Below are 21,437 nucleotides of genomic sequence, written 5' to 3'. Positions count from 1 at the left end.
AACGGGCGCTCACCGGGTCTGCTCCCCTGCCGTGGTGGAGCCGTTGCGCGCGAGGAAGGTGTGCACGATGCCGGTCTGCCAGCCGGCGACGGGCGCGGCGCGCACGCCTGTGAAGCCGGCCCGTGTCAGACGGTCGGCGAAGGCGGGGGCGGTGTCGAAGGCGAGGACGCTGTGCCACAGGTGGCGGTACAGGGCACGGTCGCGGGTGAGCGTGCCCGCCGGGACGATCACGCCCCGGCACACGGCCGTCCACAGGGCGCGGTGCGCCGGTGAGCCGGTGAGGCTGTACTCGTGGACGGCGAGGCGCCCACCCGGTCGCAGCAGACTCCGGACCGCGGTGAGCACCCGGTCCGGGTCGGTGACGTTGCGGAACAGGTAGGCGGCGAACACCGCGTCGAGCGGGCCTTCCCCGGCCTTCGCCATTTCCTCGGCGGTCAGGTGCAGGAAGCGCACGCGAGCGGGCCAGGGTTTGGCCCGTGCGCGCCGCAGCATGCCCGAAGAGGCGTCGACGGCCGTGATCCGGGCCCGGGGCGCGGCCCGCAGCAGGGCCCGGGTGGACGTACCGGTGCCGCAACCGAGGTCGAGGACGTGCAGTCCCGCTCCGCCGCCCGGCAGCCGGAGCCGCCGGGCCGAGCGGAGCAGATCGGTTCGGTAGCCGGGGTTGAGAATCGTGAGGCGGTCGTAGGTGTGCGACGCGTGGTCGAAGGCGCGTGCCAGGTCGTGGTCGCGCAGCAGTGTCATCGGTGGCTCTCTTCGGATCGTGGGGCGGGGCGGGCACGGCGCGGCAGGAAGGGCAGTTCGACGGCGGTTCGGAGCATCGGGCCGACCGGGGTCCGCAGTCCGATGCCCCACTCCTCCAGGGGTGAGGTGGCACCGTCGAGGAAGCGCAGCAGTCGTTCCGGGGGCGTACGGCGGAACAGGGTGGTGAAGAAGTCGGGGCCGTCGATCCGTCCGGTGTCCAGGGCACGCAGCAGGACCGCGTCCATGGCCAGCGCACGGCGTCCATGAGGTGCGGGCACTGCTGCCGTGCGCCCGTCACGCAGGGCCGCGGCGATGGCCCTGCTCTGCCGCTGCACCGCGGCGAAGGTGTAGCCCGTGGCGGGGCGGGTGGCGCCGCCCGCCGCCCCGATACGGAAGACGGCGGATCCGACGCGCCGGGGGAAGCGCGCGTCGGTCATGGGGATCGTTCCCTGCTCCGCCGCGTCCACCGTGAACGCGCCGAGCTTCAGGATCTCGCGGCCGTAGTGGCCGAGCGCCGCCTCGTACTCCGCGGTGGACAGCGGCGCCCGGGAGAACTCGGTGTACTCGACGAGCGCCTGGTCCGGCGCCAGCGGGAGGACGTAGCCGAAGGCGAGGCCGTGACGCGGTTGCGGCAACCGGAAGTCCATCAGGTCGGCGACCTCGGGATCGAACCGGTTGTCGTCGGTGCGTACGAACCAACCGCGGAAGTGCTGCAGCAGGTGCGTCCGGGCCGGTGGCAGAGCGCGCAACGGGCGGGAGTCGAACACCTGGCGGGCGCGCAGCGTCAGTGTCCGTCCGTCGGTTGCCGTGCACCGGACTTCCGCACCGCCTGACACGTCGCGCACCGTGTCCGCCGTCGCGCGCAGCAGGTGCACACCGGGAGAGCGAGCCAGTCGGGAGTGCACCCACCGCTCGAACGGTGCGGACCGCAGCATGCGATAGCGCAGTGGGGCCGGGTCGACGGTGACCTCGCTGCCGTCGGCACCGCGGACGCGCAGCTGGGACCAGGAAGCGGTGATCACTTCATCGAAGTCGCCGGTGTCCTGGCCCCAGTAGCACCAGGTTCGCTCGGGCGGGCGCGTCGGTCCGTCCGGCGGTTCGATGACGGTCACGGTGGTGGTGCCGGCCTCGGTCAGCCGGTACGCGAGGCTGAGGCCGGCCGCGCCGCCGCCGACGATGAGCACATCGGATGTGCCGGCGGGAAGTACGGGGTGCCGGCTCACCGGGCCCGCCGTTCGACGACGGCGGTGCCGTCCGGTGCCGTACGCAGGAGCTCGGCCTCTGTCTCCAGTGCTTCCGCGACGGCTACGGCGACCTGGCGCGGGTCCCCTCCTGCAGGCATCGGCGGCGCATCACCTGCCACGGGCCGGTCGGTGAAACCGGTGTCCAGGTGCCCCGGCCGGATGTCCAGCACCTTGATGCCTGCGCCCCGTGCCTCGCGGCGTACGGCGTCGAGCCAGGCACTCAGCGCGGCCTTGGAGGCGCTGTAGTCGGCCATTCCCGCCTGCGGGCGCTCCGCAACGACTCCGGTGACGGCGGCGAGCACCGAACCGGGCTGCATGATGCCGAGCGCGGCCCGGCAGAACGCGACGGGTGCAAGGAAGTTGACCGCCATCAGGTACTCCGCGACCTCGTCACCGACCTCGTACGCCCGGCCGAAGGCCACCGAGCCGAACGCCGTCACCACGGCGTCCAGGCCGCCGAGGGCAGCCGAGGCATCCAGCACGGCGCGGGCGCAGGAATCGGTGTCGTAGGCGTCGAACAGGACGGTCGGAGCACTGGGGTACGCCTGGGCGACGCGGGCCAGCCGGGCCGGGGCGCGCCCGGCGAGGGCCGGACGTGCGCCTCGGCCGGCCAGTTCGGCGGTGATCGCACCACCGAGAACACCGGTGGCCCCGGCCACCAGAACACGCGCACCGTTGACGTTCATGTTCACCCCGAGCACCAGGTCGACGAGTCTCTTCCGGTCGGCATCTCTTCAGGGCTCCGACTGCCCATGGACGCGGTCGCCATCGGCCGGTGTGGCATCAACCGGGCGCCGAGTCGGCCAGTACCTCCCGGGCGGCTCGCGTACCCGATGCCAGGGCCCCCTGGACCGAGCCGGTCGCGCGGTGGTCACCGCACACGTACCTCCCCGGTCCGAAGCGGGTCGTGAGACTGAGCGGCCAGGGCGGCGGCATCGCGGGCAGCGCCCCCTCGACGGTGTACGCGGTGATCTGCTGCCAGCCGCTCGTGTCGGTGCCGTACAGATCGGCCAGGCGTCGCAGCACGACATCGCTCGTACCGGGCTCGTCCCTGCCCAGCACGGAGCTGGAGACCAGCGCGGTCCCGGGCGGTGCGTAGGTGGCTGCGACTTCGGTCAGTACACAGGTGTTCAGGACTGTTCCGGTGCTGTCCACCATCAGCGTCGGTTCCGCCATCGGCGTGCTGTCGACCGCGTGGTAGTACGTGGTGACCGTACGTCCGTCCGGCACGGCCAGGCCCGGCAGCAGTCGGGCCGCCGTGACGGCGTCGGTCGCGACCACGACGGTCGCGGCCGGCACCTCGCTGCCGTCCGTCAGCAGCACTCCCGAAGCGGTGACCTCGGCAACCGGCGTCTCCAGCCGTAGGACGTCGTCGGGCAGGCCGCCGGCCAGTTGCGCGGGTACCGCGCCGATGCCGTCGGCGGGCAGGCAGAGGGTTCCCCGGACCATGCTCCGCCAGACCAGGTGGAAGAAGCGGGCGGAGGTCTCCAAACCGTCCTCCAGGAACACGCCGGACAGGAACGGCCGCAGAATGTGGTTCACCGCCGCGTCCGACAGCCCCGCGCGGGACAGGGCGGCCGAGGTGGCGCGGTCCGGACGTCTTTTGAGCAGGGCCACGGGCAGCAGAGCGTCCCGCGCGGTGAGCGCCGCCGACGCGGCCAGGTCGCGAGCCGCGAGGGCCCGCCCGGGCAGCAGGGCTCCCGCCGCGCTCGGCCTCCGGGTCGGATCGGCGAGGCGAACCGGCCCGGTCGGGGTGTGTGCCACGAATCCGGGGGTGAACGGCCGCAGCCGAAGACTCCGAAGGTCCAGGCGCCGCTTCACCTGAGGGTAGGAAGTGTTGAACACCTGGAAGCCGCGGTCCAGGAGGAAGCCGTCCCGCCGGTCTGTTCGCATTCGGCCGCCCGGCCCGTCGGAAGCCTCCAGCAGAGCCACGCGGCGTCCGACACGGCACAGGTCCGATGCGCAGGCGAGGCCGGCGAGACCGGCACCGACCACGACGGTGTCCGGTGCTCCGCGGTGACGGTCGCTCATGGTTCTCCTTTGTCGATGCCGACACCGGTCGGGCGGGGGTCTGGACTCGTCCTCCGGCTCGCTCGCGTGCGCCGGTACCCGGAGCACGGCTTCGTGGAGCAGCACACAGGTGCCTCACGCAGTCCGCCACGCACCGGTTGCCGGTCCCGGCGAAGGGGTTGTGCGTCCAGCGGATCACGTCGCGTCGGCGGATGCCAGGCGCCACCACGGCCGAGTGCGCCAACGACAACGGCACGTCACTCCGACACCACCGCCGCGACGAGCGGCTCGACGGGCAGAGCGGCACCGGACATGCGCGCCGGAAGTGCCCGTCAAGGCGTGCCGCCGACTTCGACGATCATCTCGACGACGGCGTCGAGACCGCCTTCGGCGAAGGCCTGGCGCTGTCTGTCCGCGCCTGTGCCCTGTTGCAGCAGACGGTGGACGAGTGAGGTCACCTCGCGAGTGTCACCGGCCGCGTCCAGCGCAGGACCCACATGGTCCAGCAGTCCGTACACCACATCGCCCGCGCGCCGCCGCCGGCCGGTCGGGTCGATCAGGTCTCCGTTCAGCCCATGCCGTGCTGCTTGCCACATCGCCACCCGCATCATCTCCGGAGCGGGCTCCGCCGGCGGACGGCCCGACTCCACTTCGCGCAGCGCGGTATCGGCCAGCGCCCGTGTCAGACCGGCGAGCATGACCGCGTCCTCCGTGCGCAGCTGCACGTCCAGGCAACGAACCTCGACTGTGGGATAGCTCTCGGACAGCCGGATCTGCCAGTACAACTGACCGGTGTCGTTGATCACCCCGGTCGACAGCAGTCGACGCACTCGTGCGTCGTAGTCCGCCGCGTCGGCGAAGCGCGGCGGGATGCCGCTGACCGGCCATCGGTCGAGGACGACGGTGCGCCAGCTGGCGAAACCGGTGTCCTGCCCCTCCCACAGCGGTGAGTTCGCCGCCATGGCGGTCAGGGACGGCAACCACACCCGGATCCGGTTCAAGACCTCCGTCCCCACCCCTCGGCTGGGGACGCCCACGTGCACATGCATGCCATTGACCATCTGCTCCGCCACCAGCTGCGGAGCCTGCCGCTGCATCGCTTTGTAACGGGTCTGGTCGGTGATCGGCACCGGTGTGTCCTCGCGAAACGGCGGCGTTCCGCTGGCCATGACCCGGGAGCCGCTCTTCTCCGCCGCACCGGCCACGGCATGCCGCAGCCGCAGCAGGTGGCCACCGACCTCCTCCAGCGTGGCGCACACGGGCGTCGCCACCTCGATCTGCGCCTGCGAGATCTCCAACTGAATCTCTTCCCCGGCGACGAAGGGCTGCAACCCCGCAGCGGCCCTGACCCTTTCCGCGTGCGGAGCCAGCCGACCGGTGATCGGGTCGACCAGCAGATACTCCTCTTCGATGCCGACGGTCGCCATCGCCGATCCTTCCGTTCCCACCACCAACCGCTTCGGCAGGGGAGGCCCATGCTGCAGCCCCTGCCCACCTCGCCCGACGACGTCCCGATCCACCGGAGGATGCCCGTACCAAGTGCCACGAAAGCCGCACGCCAAACACGACTGTGCCGCTGGGAGCGATCTTGTCGGCCGATCCGATCGCAGCCCCTCATCCCATTCATCACATTTCACCCCATTGACCTCATTGCTCTACGTTGGATGTGAGGCAGCTCGCCGAGTCCCGCACTGATCGAGGTGACGGTCATGTCAGTCAGCGCACAGCACAGCAGCACCGCTGCCACACCGGACGAGCAGGAGAGGACAACACGGCAAGGCCGCAGGGGCACCGGCGTCCCCGCGGAGGACCGCGGCAGCACCACCATCGCGGACACCGTCGTGGCGAAGATCGCGAGCATGGCCGCCCGGGAGGTGCCCGAGGTCCACAAGCTCGGCGCGGGTATGGCCCGAGCGTTCGGAGCGATGCGTGAACGCGTGCCCGGCGGGAGCAGCAGCATCACCCAAGGCGTGAAGGTGGAGGTCGGTGAGCGCCAGGCCGCCGTGGACCTGGCCCTCGTCGTCCATTACGGCGCAGCCATCGCGGACACCGCCGCAGACGTGCGTACCAACGTCATCACCGCGATCGAACGCATGACCGGTCTGGAGGTCGTGGAAGTCAACATCGCCGTCGACGACGTACGGCTGCCGGACGAGGAGGAGGAACCCGAGCGGCGCGTTGCGTGACACGGTCTGCGGAAGGGAAGGACGCAGAGGCCGTGTCGCCGCCCGTTTCGCGCGCCGTGGACCAGGTCAGGTCGAGCACACGGTCACGACTGCGGCCACCACCGCGACCACCGCCGCCACCGGCACCATCACCACGCGAATTTGGTCGAACCAGGACTCCGTCCGGCACCATCGGCATGAGGAATCGATTTTGCTCGGCGCTGGGGTGTGCGTGTCGTGCGCGGCACGGTCAGGGGCCGCCACGAGGAGTTGCCGGCACCACGGGCAGTCGGTGTCAGAACTGTTCAGCCAGGGGGCGGTCAGGGGCGGCGGGAAGGGTTCCGGGCGTCTGTGCTGGTCACCTCTCATGTCACTCCGTCATCGCGGATTCCGCTGAGCCCCGGATCCGTTTCCGGATTCCGACGAGTGCCCCCGGGCCCGTCGAGTCCATGAGCGTCACCCCGGCCAGGTCGACGATGAGGCGTCGGCGGCCTGCCTCAAGACGGTGGACCCCGTAGTCCCCGATGCGCGGCACCGTGAGGATGTCGATCCCGCCGTGGATCTCCACGACGGTCCAGTCGTCCTCTTCACGGTGGCTGATGTGGAATTCGGGCTGCATGGCTCACCTAACGGCCATGCCCTGGGGAGAGGTTTCGGGCGGTGTCTGCCGCACGCGCGTTCTGCACACGCGCGAACGGCTGGCCACGGCATCACCGTATGGATCATGCCGGTGGGGAGTCGGCGCGGAGCTGCGACGGCGCGTGCTCCCCGTCATCCGGAACCGCTCAGAACGCACGGTTCCGGATGACGGGGTACCCAGGTATGGGACGGCTTGGGGAATGGTGATCGCCGTGGACGCACACCGGACGCCTGTCCGAACGACGAGGGAGAGCTCATGAGCGCGCCCGATGAGGCTCTGGAGCCGAGCTTCCCCCACGCGGTCCTGCACGCCCTCGGCACCGGCGTCTTCACCGTGGACGCCTCGGGACGCATCACGTTCGTCAACCCGTGGGCCGAGCGACTGCTGGGCCGGCCTGCGACCCGGATGATCGGCCAGGACGCGCACGATCTGCTGCACCGCCGTCCCGACGGTGGCCCGGTGCCGCGTGACCAGTGCTCGATCATGGCCCTTCTTCGCGGTGGCCGGTCCTCCGAGGAGGGCAGCGACGAGTACTTCCTGCGGGACGACGGCACGACCGTGCCGATCACCTGGGCGACCACTCCCCTGCTGCTGGCGGGCCGCCGAGCCGGGCTGGTGGTCGTCTTCAACGACTTCAGCCCGCATCGCGACGCGGAGGAGCGGGCGGCGGCGCACACCTCGGCTCTGGAGGCCCTGACCACCCGGCTGAACCTGGTGGCGGACGTCTCGTCGGTGTTGATGTCCACCATGGCGGCTTCCAACCGGATCGCCCAGTTGCTGCGGTTGCTGGTTCCCGCGTTCGGTGACTGGGCCGCGGTGGATCTGCGCTCCGAGCGGGACAGAGCCGCCGGGGCGCTGGAGCGGGTCGCCGTGCGCAGTCACACCCACCCTCGGCGGGCACGGCGTTTGGAGGGTCCTCTGCCGCCGCTGCCGCCCGGTTCCCGTCCGGCAGGCGCGCGTGCCACGGGTGGTGACGACACCATGCTGCTGAGCGCCGCCGAGCTGCTCGGCGACCCGGGCGCCCCGCTCGCCGCCACCCACCGACCGCTGTTCGACCGGCTCGGGGGCCACTCGGCCCTCGTGGTACCGCTCCGTGCCCGGCGGCGCTACTACGGAATGCTGACCGTGGCCCGTGCCGGGGACTCCCCCGACCTCACGGACAACGAGATCCTGCTGCTCACCGACATCGGTCGGCGCCTGGCCCTGGTGCTGGACAACGCCCGCCTCTACCACGAGCAGCGGAACGTCGCCGAGACCATGCAGCGCCAACTGCTCGCCCCACTGCCCCAGGTCGACCACCTGCGCATGGCCGCCCGCTATCTGCCGGCGCAGCGCGCCATGGAGGTCGGCGGCGACTGGTACGACGCCTTCCTGCTCTCCGACGGCGTCGTGGCGCTGGTCATCGGGGATGTGGTCGGCCACGACCTCGAGGCGGCCTCCCACATGGCCGAGGTCCGCAACATGCTGCGCGCCCTGGCCTGGAACCACCAGGAGCCACCCAGCGCGATCGTCCAGGGTCTGGACGAGGCAGTGACGAACACCAGCGACGCGCCCATGGCCACGCTCGTCTTCGCCCGTGTCGAAGGACCGGAGGGCGGTCCCTGGCGACTGCACTGGGCCAACGCGGGGCATCCACCTCCGCTGCTGGTCACCAGTGAGGGAGACACTCGCTTTCTGACCAGCCACGGACCGCTGATCGGCATGAGCGCCGCCCTGCGCCTGGGGCTGGAGTGGCCGGACGCGTATGCGGGTCTTCCCCCCGGCTCCACACTGCTGCTCTATACCGACGGCCTCGTGGAGAGCAGGGGCCGCCCGATCGATCTCGGCATGGCCAAGCTCCGCCACCACGCCTCCATGCTGACCGGGCGCACCGTGGACGGCTTCTGCGACGGGCTGCTGGCCCGCATCGACCCGAGCGGCGACGACGTCGCCCTGCTCGCCCTGCGGCTGCCTCCGGCCGGTGCGGGCGCGCCCGGCACCAGCCGACCGTCACCGCCACCGCAGTCCCCGTACAGCCCCGCCGCCCCGAACCGGGCCGCCCCCGGATCCGTCCAGTTGGACGCCTCGGTGGAGGACCCCACGCGCGGCGCCCGGGAGGAGTTCCCGGACGACTTCCCCACGGAATGAGGGGGTCGGCGCCGACGGCAGGGAGAGGAACAGGGCTCCGGCAAAGTCGTCGGTCATGCGGTCAGAAGAAGGCTGACGGGGCGGTCGGTGTCGCGGGCGTGGTGTCGTAGGGCGGCGGCGATGTTCTGGTGGCCGTGGAGGCGGAGGAGGGTGATCGCGGTGTTGCGGATGCCTGCCATGACGCGGGGTGCGTTGCCGGTGCGGACCTGGGAGCGGTCCTCGTCGAAGGTGACGTCGCGGACCCAGTGCAGGCGGTTCTCGATCTCCCAGTGCGACTGCACCCATGTGGCCAGCAGCTCCGGGGGCGCGGTGCGGGCGTCCGCGCTGGTGATCAGGTAGACGATCTCGACCGTCCGTGTGCCCTTCCTGGTGACGGTGCGCCGCAGCTGGGCGACCTGCGCGGCCCCGGTGAAGTCGATCCAGGCGGGGACGGCGACGGCCTTGATCGTTCGGGTGGCGCGGCGCCCGTGTCCGCGGTCCGTTCTGGTGACAGCAGGTATCCGGGCCCAGGGCAGAGCCTTGAGCCGTGCGTACAACGACTTCTGATTGGCCTTCACGGTCAGGACGTAGTCGGCGCCGGCCTCGGTCACGAGTGCCGCGGTGGCGTGCTGGGTGTGCAGCGCGTCCATCGTGACCACCGCCCCGTCCAGGTCGAGGGCATCCAGCAGTTCTCTGGCCGCGGGGATCTCGTTGCTCTTCTCGCGCACGGCGACTTGGCCCAGTACCGCTCCCGAACCGTGCGCGAGCGCGGCGACCAGATGTGGGGCCGGGGCGTCACCGCCGCGTGCGCCCCGGACGGTCTTGCCGTCGATCGCGATGACCCGCCGGCCCGCGACCAGCGAGGCCCTCGTCGCCGCCCATGTCCCCAGGAGCGCGTCGAGGCGGTCCGCGTCCAGCCTCGCGAACAGGCGCCGCAGCGTCGACTCGTCCACCGAGCCTCGCACCAGGCCCAGCTGTTTCACGGCTACCGCTCCGGCGTCCCGGGCCCACTCCCCGATCGCCGTGAAACCCCGCGCTCCGGCCATCACCGCGCACACCGCGACCGCGATCAGAGCACTCACCGGGTGACGGACCCCGCGCCGGCGGCGCGGATCGGGCATCCGGCCGAGCAGGTCGACGAGGAGCTCGCGCTCCGGGACGGGCGTGCGAACAGGCACGCAGATGCGAGACGATGGCATGGCGCGGGCGTTGTTCCCTGGTCGGACGGAAGGCGTAGGAACCTCCATCCAACCGGACCGGAACACGCCCGCGCACCTCACCCACCCGCAAAACCACACGTCACAGGGCTACCAAACGACTTTGCCGGAGCCCTGGGGAGAGGAACGAAGCGAAGGGAACCGGAATGGCCGAGCAGTTCGACGTCGGAGACCATGTGCGGTGGAACTCGGAAGCCGGGCACGTGGAAGGCGTCATCGTCAAGAAACACACGCACGACGTGGAGTACAAGGGGCATAAGCGCCACTGCTCGGAAGACGATCCGCAATACGAGATCAAGAGCGACAAAACCGGCCACATCGCCATGCACAAGGGGGGAGCACTGACGAAGCGGTAGGGAATGGTGTGCGCGCCTTCGAGGCGCACTCCAGTCAGCAAAGCGATCGGAGAATTGTACGATCCGGGTGAGATTTCGAGATGACGAACCGCATCCACACGGTCGGGCACTCGACACGCGACTTCGACGAAGTGCTGAATATGCTGCGCGACAACGGCGTCACCTGTTTGGTCGATGTTCGCTCGTACCCGTCCTCGAGGAAGTATCCGCAGTGGAATCAGGCGGCGATCGTCGACGCTCTGCCGTCCGACATCGCATACCGCTGGATCGCCGGGCTCGGCGGCCGACGGCACACACCCAAGGGCGTACCGAGCGAGAACGGTGCATGGCAGGTGAAAGCATTCCGTGATTACGCCGACCATATGGCCGGTGATGAATTCGCGGAAGGCGTGAGCGAACTGCTCGAGCTGGCTGAACACGAACGGCCGGCCATCATGTGCAGCGAGGCGGTGCCGTGGCGGTGCCACCGCAGGCTGGTATCCGACGCGCTGATCGTCGCCGGCGCGGAGGTGGTGCACATCCTGTCGGGCACGACGTCGAGGCCGGCCGTCCTGAACGAGCATGCGCGGGTCCGCGACGGGCACCTGGTCTACCCCCCCCCGACGGACTGAGGCCGCCATGAACTTCGTCGACGACGTCCGGGAGGCGGTCCTTGCCATCCCGGCCGGCTCCGTCGCCTCCTACGGGGACATCGGCAGGAGCATCGGGGTCGGCCCACGGCAGGTGGGGCGCGCCATGAGCCTGCTCGACGAGAATGTGCCGTGGTGGCGCGTCGTCCACGCGGACGGGACACCCGCCTCCTGCCATGACGGGGCGGCACCGGAACTGCTCGGCGACGAGGGCACGCCGATGCGGGGGAGGCGCGTGGACATGCGGCGGGCACGGTACCGCCGGCCCGCGTGACGCCTTCATGCGCGTACCCGGCAGATCCCGGGCCGCCGTCCCGCGCCGCGTCCCGACCGGCCGCTGTCCCTCGTCAGCGCGCCCGCGGTGGCGCAGGGGCCGTGAGGGCGGCGAGCAGGCGGTCCGCCGGGAGCGCCGGTACCGTCCGGCCGTTGAAGCCGGTGGTCGTCATCGCGGCGAGCAGGGAGTTGAGCACCGCCTCCTCGACCCCGTCGAGGACCGCTTCGAACAGCGGCCCCAGTTCGGCGTCCGCCACTGGGGCGCCGGTGCCGGGTCGCGTACCGAACGCCACGGCGTAGTCGCCACTGCCATGGCTGTAGGCCGCGCCCGTACGGGCCAGGGCGAACACCGCACGTCGTGCGACACGGGTGAGCTGCCGGGCGTCGAGGGGGGCGTCGGTGGCCACCACGATCATGCAGGAGCCGGTCTCCTCGGCCGGCGTCGGGCCGCCGGCGTCGATGCCCGTGGACCGCGGGGTGACGATGCGGTCGAGCACCCGCAGGGTGCCGCCGAAGTTCGCCTGCACCAGGACGCCCGCCGTGCAGCGCCGGCCTCCCAGGACCACAGTGCGCGAGGAGGTTCCGATGCCGGCTTTGAAACCCAGCGCGACCGTACCGGTTCCCGCACCGACACAGCCCTCGGCCACCGGCCCGCCGGACGCTTCGTCGAGGGCGGCCCGGACGTGCTCCTCGTGGACGGGCCGGGCACGGATGTCGGACAGGAGGCCGTCGTTGCACTCCCCCACGACGGGATTGAGGCTCTGCGCCTCTTCGCATCCGGGCCGCCGCAGCATCCAGCCGACGAGGGCGTCGGCGACGCGGAAGGCCGACAGGGTGGAGGTGAGCAGCACCGGGGTCTCCAGCGTGCCGAGTTCGGTGAGCTGGGTCGTACCGATGAGTTTGCCGTAGCCGTTGCCGGTGAACACCCCCGCCGGCAGCGGTGTGCGGGGGCCGACGGTGTCGGGGACGACGGCGGTGACTCCGCTGTGCACGTCGGGCTGCCGGCGGACGGTGGTGTGACCGACGCGGACGCCCGGCACATCGGTGATCGCGTTGAAGGGCCCGGTGGCGGCGCGTCCGATGACGATGCCGAGGTCACGGGCCCGACTCCGGGCGCCGGGCGCGGGCTGTGGGTGAGCCGATGGTTCCATACGGCCGGACGCTACGCGTCCCGCCCGCCGAGGGGCACGCGAGAAGCCGCGGCGGAGAGCGGGACGGCGATGTCCTCCAGGGAGCGGCGTTCCGCGTTCACCGCGAGGAAGACTGCCACGATGCCCGCCGCGCACATCAGGCCGGCGCCGATCTGGAAGGCGAGGACCGCGTCGCCGACCTTGCCGCTGCTCGTGAGGCCGGCGAAGATCAGGGGGCCGGTGATGCCTCCGGCGGCGGTGCCGATGGCGTAGAAGAAGGCGATGGCCATCGCACGGGTCTCCATCGGGAAGACCTCGGAGACCGTGAGGTAGGCACTGGATGCGCCGGCCGAGGCGAAGAACAGGACCGCGGACCAGCAGGCCGTGAGGGTGGTCGCGCTGAGCGGGCCCTGGTCGAACAGCCGGGCCGTGCCGAACAGCAGCAGACCGGAGAGCAGATACGTCCCGGAGATCATGATCCGGCGGCCGACGGTGTCGAAGAGTTTGCCGAGCAGCAGCGGGCCCAGGAAGTTGCCGACGGCGATGACGGCGAAGTAGTAGCCGGTGCTGCCGGACGGGACGTCGAAGAACCGGGTGAGGATCGCGCCGTAGCCGAAGGTGATGGCGTTGTAGAGGAACGCCTGGCCGATGAAGAGGGAGAAGCCGAGGGCCGACCGCTTGCGGTACTCGGCGAAGACCGTTCGGGCGATCTCGGTGAAGGTGGTCCGCCTGCGCTGACGGATGGTCATCCCGTCCCCCGCGCGGCGCAGCGGCTTGCCGGTCTCGGCCTCGACTCGTTGCTCGATGCCGCGCACGAGCCGCTCGGCCTCCGCGTCACGGCCATGGATCAGCAGCCAGCGGGGGCTTTCGGGGACATGACGGCGTACGAGGAGGATCACCAGGGCGAGGACGGCGCCCAGCGCGAAGGTCAGCCGCCAGCCGACGTTCGCCGGGAAGACCGACGTGTCCAGCGCCACGATCGACAGCAGCGCGCCGCCGACGGCACCCAGCCAGTAGCTGCCGTTGATCACCAGGTTGACGCGTCCGCGGTAGTGCGCCGGGATCAGCTCGTCGATCGCGGAGTTGATGGCCGCGTACTCGCCGCCGATACCGAAACCGGTGAGGAAGCGGAAGAGAAAGAACCACCAGGTGTCGAAGGCGAGCGAGGTCAGGGCGGTGGCGCCGAGATAGACCGCGAGGGTGATCAGGAAGAGCTTCTTGCGGCCGTGGATGTCGGTCAGACGGCCCCAGAACAGAGCGCCCGAGCAGGCACCGGCCACATAGAGGGCGGCGGCGACGCCGGTGACCTCACCGGAGGTGATGGGCAGACCGCTGCCGGCCTCCGACAGGCGGCCGGCGATGTTGCCGACGATCGTGACTTCCATGCCGTCGAGGATCCAGACCGTGCCCAGGCCGATGACGACGCTCCAGTGCCAGCGCGACCACGGGAGGCGGTCCAGGCGCGCCGGGACGTCGGTGGTGATCGTACGTCCGACGGTCTCGGCATGGGCGATGGTCATGGGCGTCTCCTCGGCGAAGCGGATCAGCCTCCGCCGAATACCCTGGAAGGGTTGCGGCATGCTCCGGCGCCCGTGACAGTGTGCAGTTCCCCGGGCCGGCCCGGGGGCCGCCTCGGTGGATGGGCGTCTCCCTCACTGTCCCGTGTCCCCGTGGGAGGAGACGCCTGCGGCTCGGGGTTCGGCGGACGCGGTCCCGGGCGCGCCCGGTGTGCCGGTCTTCCCGGACGGCGCGGGGTCCGGGGAAGGTCGGGGTTCACGGCTGTTCAGGGCGTGTGCGATCGTGCCCCAGACACCGCGGCGGAAGAGCAGCACGACGAGGATGAACACCGTTCCGGTGACCAGTCCGACCTCCTCGAAGCCCGATGTGGCCAGCCAGTCCTCCAGGCGCACGATGGCCGTGGCCCCGATGAGGCTGCCCCACAGGGTGCCGATGCCTCCGAGGACGGTCATCACGACGACCTTGCCCGATGTCGTCCAGTAGACCTCCTGGAGCGAGGCGAATCCGTGGTTGACGGCGTAGAGCCCGCCCGCGATCCCGGCCAGGAACGCGGAGATGACGAAGACGGTGAGGTTGTAGCGGTGGGTGGGGTAACCGAGTGCGCGGGCGCGGGCCGGGTTGTCCCGGACGGCGCCGACGACGCGGCCGAACGGTGAGTGGACGATCCGCCAGGCGACGGCGAGACCGAGCAGCACGACGGGCAGTGCCGCGTAGTAGAAGACGAACGAGTCCGACAGGTCGATGCCCGGCATACTGCGCGGAATGCCCTGCAGACCGTTCTCACCGCCCGTCACATCGCCCCACTGGTTGGCGATGAAGTACACCATCTGCGCGAACGCCAGGGTGACCATGGCGAAGTAGATTCCGCTGCACCGCACGGAGAGATAGCCGATGGGCAGGGCGATCAGGGCCGCGGCCAGTCCTCCGCCGAGTACCGCGACGTGGAAGGGCAGCCCGCTGTGGATGGCGATCAGGCCGGTGGCGTAGGCGGAGGTGCCCCAGAACGCGGCATGGCCGAACGAGAGCAGTCCGGCGTGACCGAGCAGCAGGTCGAACGCCACGGCGAACAGCCCCCAGCACAGGATGTCCGCGGCCACCGGCGGGTACAGGATCCAGGGCAGGGCGAAGGCCGCGGTCAGTCCCACGGCGAGCAGGGACCGGCGGAGCCAGGCGGGCCGGCCGCTCAGCCGGTCGAGAACGGTGAGGATCACGCTTGCTCCTCTGTGCCGAACAGGCCGGCGGGGCGTACCAGCAGGACGACGGCCATGAGCAGGTAGACCGAGGTCTGCGAGAGGACGGGGACGTACAGGTTGCCGAGCGCCTGGAGCATGCCGATGGTGAATCCGGCGGCGACGGCGCCGGTGATGGACCCCAGGCCGCCGATGACGACGACGGCGAACACGGTGACGATGAGGTCGCCGCCCATGCCGGGGTTGACCGCCCGCATGGGAGCGGCCAGCACACCGGCGAGCCCGGCCAGGCCGACGCCGAAACCGAAGACGGGAGTGACCCACCGTCCGGTGTCGATGCCGAAGGCCCGGGTCAGTTCGGGGCGTTCGGTCGCGGCCCGGACCACGGTGCCGATGCGGGTGCGGGTGAGCAGCAGCCAGACGGCGAGACACAGGACGACGGACGCGGCGAGGACGAAGACCTGGTAGGCGGGGAAGGTGAACAGGCCCAGGTCGAGCGAGCCGGTGAACGGAGCGCCCTCGTACTCCAGGGAGTGCGAACCGTACCGCGCTCGCAGCAGGTCCTGGCAGACCAGGGCGATGCCGAAGGTCAGCAGGAAGTTGTACAGCGGGTCGAGGGCCATGAGCCGGTGTACGAGCAGCCGCTCGACGACGACGCCGAGGGCCGCGAGGACGATCGGCACCAGCAGTAGCGCCCACCAGAAGCCGAGGCCCGAGGTGTCGGCGAGGATGACCGCGCCGAACGCTCCGAGGGTGTAGATCGCGCCGTGGGCGAAGTTCACGACCCGCAGCATGCCGAAGATCACCGCGAGGCCGAGGGCGAGGAGCGCGTAGAAGCTGCCGCCGACCAGGCCGTTGAACGCTTGTTGGAGGAACGAGGTCATGAGGGTCCCGTCTGTCTGTGCCGTGCGGTGCGGTGCGGTGCGGCGGCCCACCGGTGTGGGGCCGCCGCACCGCCTGGTCAGCGCATCCGGCAGTCGGCGGAGGGCTTTCCGAATGCCTCCGCGGCGGGGATGGTCTCGACCGGTTCGGTGAAGTCCTCGGCCTCCGTGGCCCTGGCCGGGTCCTTGACCTTCACGAGGTAGGCGTCATGGGTGACCCTGTGGTCGGCCGCCCGGACCTCGGCGTTGCGGGCGAAGGGGTCGTCGAACCTCATCCCGTCGAGTTCCTCGGACACGGCTTCGGCCTTGTCCGTGCCGGCCCGCTGGGCGGCTTCCAGGTACTGCGTGGCCGCCGAGTAGTTGGCCGCGTGGTCGAAGGTCGGCCGGACTCCGGTGCGTTCCTTGAAGCGGTCGGCCCAGGCACGGGACGTGTCGTCGAGGTTCCAGAACCAGGCCGAGGTGAACAGGGTCCCGGCGAGGTTCTTCGCGCCGATGGACTTGATGTCGGTGTCGAACATCAAGCCGATGGCCAGCGTGATGTCCTTGTCCCTGAGCTTGAACTGCTGGTACTGCTTCGCGACGTTCACCAGGTCTCCGCCCGCCTGGAGGGCTCCGAGCACCTGCGGCTTGGGCTTGAGCGTGGGCGCCTTGAGCAGGAAGGTGGAGAAGTTGTCGCTGGGGAAAGGGGTGGGGTCCTTGGCGACCACGGTGCCGCCCGCGCCGGTGATGGCCGTCTCGAACTTCGCCTGCATGTCCTGGCCGAACGCGTAGTCGGGGTAGAGGAGGTACCAGTTCTTGCCGCCCTGGGCGGTCACGTTCCGGCCGGTGCCGTTGGCCAGCATGTGGCTGTCGTAGGCCCACGCGTAGGTGTACTTGTTGCAGTTCTTGCCCGACAGTTCGGTCGTGGCGGCACCGATGTTGAAGTAGAGCCGCTTGGACTGCTGCGCGACGGTGGCCACGGCGAGCGCGGCCGAGGACGTGGGCACATCGAAGATCGCGTCCACTTTCTTGCGGTCGTACATCTCCCGGGCCTGGGTGTTGGCGATCTCCGGCTTGTTCTGGTGGTCCGCCGACACCACCTCGATGTTCTCGGTGACCGCCTTGTCCCCGTGCTTCTTCTCGAAGTCGTCGACGGCCATCTTCACGGCCTCCACGGCGTTCTTGCCCGCGAGGTCCGCGTAGACACCGGACAGGTCGGTGAGCACTCCGAGGGTGATCCTGTCGTCGCTGATCTTCCCTCCGCCGGCGGAGGGGCCGCCGCCGCATCCGGCGAGCAGTGCGCTGATCGCTATTCCGGTGGTGACGGTGGGCCAGATACGTCGTCTCATCGGGAGTCCTCGGTTCGGTGCCGTGGGAAGGAGGAGGCGGTGCTTGTCGTGCGAGCGGCGGGCGCGGGATGTGCGTCGTCCGCGGTCCGCGGAATGTCCGGCGGACCGGACGGTCACAGGCCGAGGTACTGAAGGAGTTCGTGTTCACGCCTGCGTACGTCGGCGTTGGCCAGCGTCTCGACGATGCGGCCCTGGGCCAGGAGGTAGTGCCGGTCGGCGACCTGGGTGGCGAAGCGCAGGTTCTGCTCCACCAGCAGCACCCCGACGCCGTGTTTCTTGGCCTCCAGCAGGATCTCGCCGATCTGCTGGACGATGAGGGGCGCGAGCCCTTCCGTCGGCTCGTCGCAGAGCAGCACCCGTGCGCCGGTACGCAGGACACGGGCCAACGCGAGCATCTGCTGTTCGCCGCCGGAGAGCTTGGCCCCGGGAGCCCGGCGGCGGTCCGCCAGCACCGGGAACGTGTCGTAGATCCGGCTGAGCGGCCATGCGGAGGAGCTTTTGACCGGGGGGAGCGTCAGATTCTCCTCGACGTTCAGGCTCGCGTAGATCCCGCGGTCGTCGGGGACGAACCCGAGCCCCAGCCGTGCCCGGTGGTGCGGGGCCGCAGCGGACACATCACGTCCCGCGACGGTGACGGTGCCGGCCATCCGGCGGTGCAGTCCCATCACGCAGCGCAGCAGCGTCGTCTTTCCCGCTCCGTTGCGCCCCACCAGGGTGACCACCTCTCCCTCGCCGACTCGCAGGGACACGTCGGTCAGTACCCTGGCCTCGTCGTAGTGGGCGCTGACGCCCTTCACCTCAAGCAACGTCGGCCCCCAGATAGGCCTCGACGACCCTCGGGTCGCTGCGGACGCTGTCGTAGGGCCCCTCGACCAGTACCCGGCCGCGCTGGAGCACGGTCACGGCGTCGGCGAGGGAACCGACGACGCTCATGTTGTGCTCGACCATCACCACGGTGCGCCCGGCGCGAATCCGGTCGACGAGTGCGACCGTGCGGTCCACGTCCTCCAGACCCATTCCGGCGGTCGGTTCGTCGAGCAGCAGGATCCGCGGGTCGAGCGCGAGCGCCAGGGCCAGTTCCAGGGCACGCTTCTGGCCGTAGGGGAGGCTTCCGGCGGGGCGGTTCGCGAGCGGTCCGAGTCCCACTTCGTCCAGGAGTTCCTCCGCGCGGGTGGAGAACCTCCGCATCAGCTTCTCGGATCGCCAGAAGCGGCGGCCGAGGCCGGTGCCCGCCTGGAGCGCCAACTCCACGTGCTCGCGGGCGGAGACCCCGGCGAACAGGCTGGTGACCTGGAAGGAGCGGGCGACTCCGCGCCCGGCGATCCACTCCGGCGGCCGGCCCGTGACGTCGTTCCCGTTCACGACGATCCGCCCGGCGGTCGGGGCGAGGAACCCGGTGAGCAGGTTGAACAGGGTGGTTTTCCCAGCCCCGTTGGGGCCGACCAGGGCGTGTACTGTACCCTCGGTCACGCTCAACGCGACCTCGTCCACGGCGCGGAACCCCTGGAACTCCTTGGTCAGGTCCTGCGTGGACAATATGACCTGTGGTTGACTCATGCCGACCTCCGATGTGGTGGAGGGGCCGACGAGTGTCGGTGTGGGCAGACCGTAGGGTCGACGCGACAGAGCGGACTACGTAGGGGCGCCCCATAAGGGGGCCTCGCCGAGTGTGGGCGAACCACACTTGCGCTACCGCGTTTCAGCCAATCGACCGCTCGGCGGCCACTCCCTGCGTCACCGATGTCGCCGAGACCCTGCGGATCCGCAGATCGACCGTGTTCCGGCTGCCCGCCGGAACGGTCGACATGCGGCACAACGGGGGCATCCGCCCCGGGAGATCGCCGACACCAGGATTCCGCTGTGCTACCCCACACCGCCGGCCCATCTCATCATCGAGGAAAGTCAAGGAGGCGAAAGGATCAGCCGGCCGCGCACCTCACCGGCCTCCAGCTTCCGGTGGGCCTCCGCCGTCATCGACAGCGGCAGGCGGTCGGCGATGCGTGGGCGCCATGGCGTTCCGCGCAAGAGGCCCACGACTCCCTCTGCCGCCTCCGCGAGGTCGCTCACCGTGGCATTGCTGATGGCGAAGCCCACGATGCTCGCGTCCTTGGTGTACAACCGGCCCAGCGGCAGCGTGCCGGGCCCGCCGCCGAGTCCGACCATCGTGACCAGGCGCCCGCCCCGGGCCAGCAGGTCCACGGCGTCGGCGAGCACTCCGTGTCCGGACGTGTCCAGATGCACGTCGTAGCCGTCGGGCGCCGCCCGGCGCAGGTGCTCGCCGAGGTCGGGCGCCCGGTAGTCGAGAACCTCGACGGCACCCAGAGCGCGCGCCGTCGCGGCGTCCTCGGCGCGCACCGTGCAGACCACACGCGTCCCGGCCGCGGCGGCCAGGGCCACGGCGGCCCCGCCCACGTTGCCGGCTCCGCCGCCGATGTACACGGTCTCCCCGGGCCGCAGCCGCCCGTGCCGGAAGAGCGCCAGCCAGGCCGACGCCGCGGGGTGGGCGGCAGCAACGAGGTGTTCCGTGGTGATGTCGGAGGGTGCCGGGTAGAGCCGTTCGGCGGCGACCGTCGCGTACTGCGCGGCGGCTCCCTGCCGGCCGGCGTGGCCCAGGCTGTTGCACCACACCCGTTGCCCCGGGGTGAAACCCACCGCGCCGGTCCCGGCCGAGGCGACCTCGCCCACCAGGTCACGGCCGAGGACGAACGGGAACGGGAGCGGCGTGGCGTAGGCGCCGGACCGCACGAAGGTGTCGACCGGGTTGACGGCCACGGCCCGGACGCGGACGAGCACGTCCGTGGGGCCCAGCGGCGGGACGGGGATGTCGCCGTAGTGGATGGCGTCGGCCGGGCCGACGGAGTCGATGTACGCGGCCTGCATCACGTCGGGGACTGTGCCGATCACGACCCACATGCTAAGGACCGGAGGCCGCGGGCCGGTCCGGGCCACGCCGCCTGCCGGATTTCCGGAGACAGGAGGCAGGGGCGAGTTGCCGGTGGGCATGCCTCGCCGATGTCGGGTGCCCCGCCTCGACCCCCTTGCCTCAGTGTCCGGGTGTGGTCTCCCGGGGCCAGCGGCCCTCTATGTGCAGTTGGATGAGCGCGGCGTGGGAGAGCGGGGTGGCGGGATCGGCGACGTCGCCGTTGGTGGTGTAGTCCAGCAGTACGACATCCTGCTTGTCGCGGAGCCGCTCGACCAGATCCGCCACGCGGTGCTCGAGGACCCACCGGTAGGCCGGCAGGTAGATCCGGCGCCGGGCCGTCTCATAGGGCAGCAGCCGGTCGCCGTGCAGACCGGTGCGGTGCCCCTGGACGGGGCCGTACCGACGCACCGTCCGCTTCAGTCCCTTCATCGCCGTGATCTCGAGCTTCGCCGGGTCGACGTCGGACTGCCGGAAAACCTTGAGGGCCTGCCAGATCCCCTCCACCGACTGGCCGGTCACACCGTCGCTGAAGGGGACCGGGATGCCGCCGTGCGGGTAGAAGGGGCTCAGCCGCACCCACGGCTGCGGCGCCCTGGAGGTCACATCGATGATCTCCGCACCGGGGAACGCGGCGGTCAGCGACGCCATCGCACGGCGACGGCCGGCAACACGGATCGGCATCTGGCGGCTCCTGTCTGGAGGACATGAGCGCCAATCGTCCCCCACACCACTGACATCGCCCCGGCACAGGAGAACACCGGGGAGCCGTTACGTTTCGCTCGTGCACCGCGGCGGTGTCGCCGGGTGAGTTGGACACGGCCCGTCAGTCCGGCGGTGGTGAAGGCGTCCACCAGCTGCTCGCGACCCTCAGCGAAATGGGCCCGGCTGTCGAAGTGGACGGGGACGACGCGGCGGGCGCCGAGGATGCGGGTGGCCTCGGCCGCCTGGGGACTGTCGAGGGTGAGCAGTTGCTGGTCCAGGAGAGTGGTGCGGACCGCACCGACGAAGAGGACGGCGATGTCCACGGGGCCGAAGCGGTCGGCGATCTCCTGAACCAAACCGAGCTGGGCGTTGTCTCTGGCGGAG

The 21,437-nt window shown here is 70.6% G+C and carries 21 protein-coding genes and 1 pseudogene; 5 read left to right on the top strand and 17 right to left on the bottom strand.

Annotated features, from left to right (window positions below):
* Positions 1 to 9 precede the first annotated feature (9 nt).
* The 5 genes from AC6F7H_RS32590 to AC6F7H_RS32570 form a co-directional block, all read right to left on the bottom strand.
* On the bottom strand, positions 10 to 741 hold the full coding sequence (locus tag AC6F7H_RS32590; protein ID WP_500761509.1) for a methyltransferase domain-containing protein: 732 nt from the start codon (positions 739 to 741) through the stop codon (positions 10 to 12).
* A complete protein-coding gene (locus AC6F7H_RS32585) occupies positions 738 to 1,964 on the bottom strand; it encodes a lycopene cyclase family protein (RefSeq protein WP_500761507.1) in 1,227 nt (408 codons plus the stop codon). Before AC6F7H_RS32585 ends, AC6F7H_RS32590 begins: the two co-directional genes overlap by 4 nt.
* Positions 1,961 to 2,671, bottom strand: a complete 711-nt coding sequence (locus AC6F7H_RS32580; protein WP_500761505.1) for an SDR family NAD(P)-dependent oxidoreductase — start codon at positions 2,669 to 2,671, stop codon at positions 1,961 to 1,963. The genes AC6F7H_RS32585 and AC6F7H_RS32580 overlap by 4 nt, the downstream gene beginning before the upstream one ends.
* A gap of 97 nt (positions 2,672 to 2,768) precedes the next feature.
* Positions 2,769 to 4,016: an NAD(P)/FAD-dependent oxidoreductase gene (locus AC6F7H_RS32575; RefSeq protein ID WP_500761503.1), complete on the bottom strand. Its 1,248-nt coding sequence runs from the start codon at positions 4,014 to 4,016 to the stop codon at positions 2,769 to 2,771.
* Positions 4,017 to 4,327: 311 nt separating this feature from the next.
* Positions 4,328 to 5,422: a carboxylate-amine ligase gene (locus AC6F7H_RS32570; protein WP_500762177.1), complete on the bottom strand. Its 1,095-nt coding sequence runs from the start codon at positions 5,420 to 5,422 to the stop codon at positions 4,328 to 4,330.
* Positions 5,423 to 5,704: 282 nt separating this feature from the next.
* On the opposite strand from AC6F7H_RS32570, the gene AC6F7H_RS32565 reads away from it, so the two are divergent.
* A complete protein-coding gene (locus tag AC6F7H_RS32565) occupies positions 5,705 to 6,181 on the top strand; it encodes an Asp23/Gls24 family envelope stress response protein (RefSeq protein WP_500761501.1) in 477 nt (158 codons plus the stop codon).
* Positions 6,182 to 6,530: 349 nt separating this feature from the next.
* Here the strand turns inward: AC6F7H_RS32565 and AC6F7H_RS32560 are convergent, their stop codons facing one another.
* Entirely contained in the window at positions 6,531 to 6,779 is a 249-nt protein-coding gene (locus AC6F7H_RS32560) for an STAS domain-containing protein (RefSeq protein ID WP_500761499.1), read from the bottom strand.
* Between the two features lie 276 nt (positions 6,780 to 7,055).
* On the opposite strand from AC6F7H_RS32560, the gene AC6F7H_RS32555 reads away from it, so the two are divergent.
* On the top strand, positions 7,056 to 8,927 hold the full coding sequence (locus AC6F7H_RS32555) for a SpoIIE family protein phosphatase (RefSeq protein ID WP_500761497.1): 1,872 nt from the start codon (positions 7,056 to 7,058) through the stop codon (positions 8,925 to 8,927).
* Positions 8,928 to 8,980: 53 nt separating this feature from the next.
* On the opposite strand, the gene AC6F7H_RS32550 is transcribed toward AC6F7H_RS32555, so the two are convergent.
* A complete protein-coding gene (locus AC6F7H_RS32550; RefSeq protein WP_500754596.1) occupies positions 8,981 to 10,105 on the bottom strand; it encodes an ISAs1 family transposase in 1,125 nt (374 codons plus the stop codon).
* A 164-nt stretch (positions 10,106 to 10,269) separates the two neighbouring features.
* On the opposite strand from AC6F7H_RS32550, the gene AC6F7H_RS32545 reads away from it, so the two are divergent.
* The 3 genes from AC6F7H_RS32545 (at position 10,270) to AC6F7H_RS32535 (ending at position 11,382) form a co-directional block, all read left to right on the top strand.
* Positions 10,270 to 10,479 carry a hypervirulence associated TUDOR domain-containing protein gene (locus tag AC6F7H_RS32545; protein ID WP_500761495.1) on the top strand — a complete coding sequence of 70 codons (210 nt, stop codon included), beginning with the start codon at positions 10,270 to 10,272 and terminating at the stop codon, positions 10,477 to 10,479.
* An 80-nt stretch (positions 10,480 to 10,559) separates the two neighbouring features.
* Entirely contained in the window at positions 10,560 to 11,090 is a 531-nt protein-coding gene (locus tag AC6F7H_RS32540) for a DUF488 domain-containing protein (RefSeq protein WP_500761493.1), read from the top strand.
* Between the two features lie 7 nt (positions 11,091 to 11,097).
* Positions 11,098 to 11,382: an MGMT family protein gene (locus AC6F7H_RS32535; RefSeq protein ID WP_500761491.1), complete on the top strand. Its 285-nt coding sequence runs from the start codon at positions 11,098 to 11,100 to the stop codon at positions 11,380 to 11,382.
* A gap of 73 nt (positions 11,383 to 11,455) precedes the next feature.
* On the opposite strand, the gene AC6F7H_RS32530 is transcribed toward AC6F7H_RS32535, so the two are convergent.
* From AC6F7H_RS32530 to AC6F7H_RS32485, 10 genes and pseudogenes are all read right to left on the bottom strand, one after another.
* Positions 11,456 to 12,532 (bottom strand): P1 family peptidase, encoded by a 1,077-nt coding sequence (locus tag AC6F7H_RS32530; protein ID WP_500761489.1) that lies wholly within the window; start codon positions 12,530 to 12,532, stop codon positions 11,456 to 11,458.
* An 11-nt stretch (positions 12,533 to 12,543) separates the two neighbouring features.
* The gene (locus tag AC6F7H_RS32525; RefSeq protein WP_500761487.1) at positions 12,544 to 14,031 is read right to left on the bottom strand and encodes an MFS transporter; all 1,488 of its coding nucleotides are present in this window, start codon (positions 14,029 to 14,031) and stop codon (positions 12,544 to 12,546) included.
* 132 nt (positions 14,032 to 14,163) lie between these two features.
* Positions 14,164 to 15,240 carry a branched-chain amino acid ABC transporter permease gene (locus tag AC6F7H_RS32520; RefSeq protein ID WP_500761485.1) on the bottom strand — a complete coding sequence of 359 codons (1,077 nt, stop codon included), beginning with the start codon at positions 15,238 to 15,240 and terminating at the stop codon, positions 14,164 to 14,166.
* Positions 15,237 to 16,103, bottom strand: coding sequence for a branched-chain amino acid ABC transporter permease (locus AC6F7H_RS32515; RefSeq protein WP_500761483.1), 867 nt, complete (start codon positions 16,101 to 16,103; stop codon positions 15,237 to 15,239). The genes AC6F7H_RS32520 and AC6F7H_RS32515 overlap by 4 nt, the downstream gene beginning before the upstream one ends.
* Before the next feature lie 77 nt (positions 16,104 to 16,180).
* On the bottom strand, positions 16,181 to 17,428 hold the full coding sequence (locus AC6F7H_RS32510) for an ABC transporter substrate-binding protein (protein ID WP_500761481.1): 1,248 nt from the start codon (positions 17,426 to 17,428) through the stop codon (positions 16,181 to 16,183).
* A 113-nt stretch (positions 17,429 to 17,541) separates the two neighbouring features.
* Positions 17,542 to 18,225, bottom strand: coding sequence for an ABC transporter ATP-binding protein (locus AC6F7H_RS32505; RefSeq protein ID WP_500761479.1), 684 nt, complete (start codon positions 18,223 to 18,225; stop codon positions 17,542 to 17,544).
* A 1-nt stretch (position 18,226) separates the two neighbouring features.
* Positions 18,227 to 18,985 (bottom strand): ABC transporter ATP-binding protein, encoded by a 759-nt coding sequence (locus AC6F7H_RS32500; protein ID WP_500761477.1) that lies wholly within the window; start codon positions 18,983 to 18,985, stop codon positions 18,227 to 18,229.
* A 345-nt stretch (positions 18,986 to 19,330) separates the two neighbouring features.
* Positions 19,331 to 20,332 carry a zinc-binding dehydrogenase gene (locus AC6F7H_RS32495; RefSeq protein ID WP_500761475.1) on the bottom strand — a complete coding sequence of 334 codons (1,002 nt, stop codon included), beginning with the start codon at positions 20,330 to 20,332 and terminating at the stop codon, positions 19,331 to 19,333.
* Between the two features lie 139 nt (positions 20,333 to 20,471).
* The gene (locus tag AC6F7H_RS32490) at positions 20,472 to 21,032 is read right to left on the bottom strand and encodes a DUF6939 family protein (RefSeq protein WP_500761473.1); all 561 of its coding nucleotides are present in this window, start codon (positions 21,030 to 21,032) and stop codon (positions 20,472 to 20,474) included.
* Between the two features lie 122 nt (positions 21,033 to 21,154).
* Positions 21,155 to 21,427 (bottom strand): annotated as a pseudogene (locus AC6F7H_RS32485) (MBL fold metallo-hydrolase); the annotation flags it as partial.
* Positions 21,428 to 21,437 lie beyond the last annotated feature (10 nt).

The organism is Streptomyces sp. MMS24-W38, from assembly GCF_059889265.1.
This window is presented reverse-complemented; position numbering and strand designations above follow the sequence as displayed.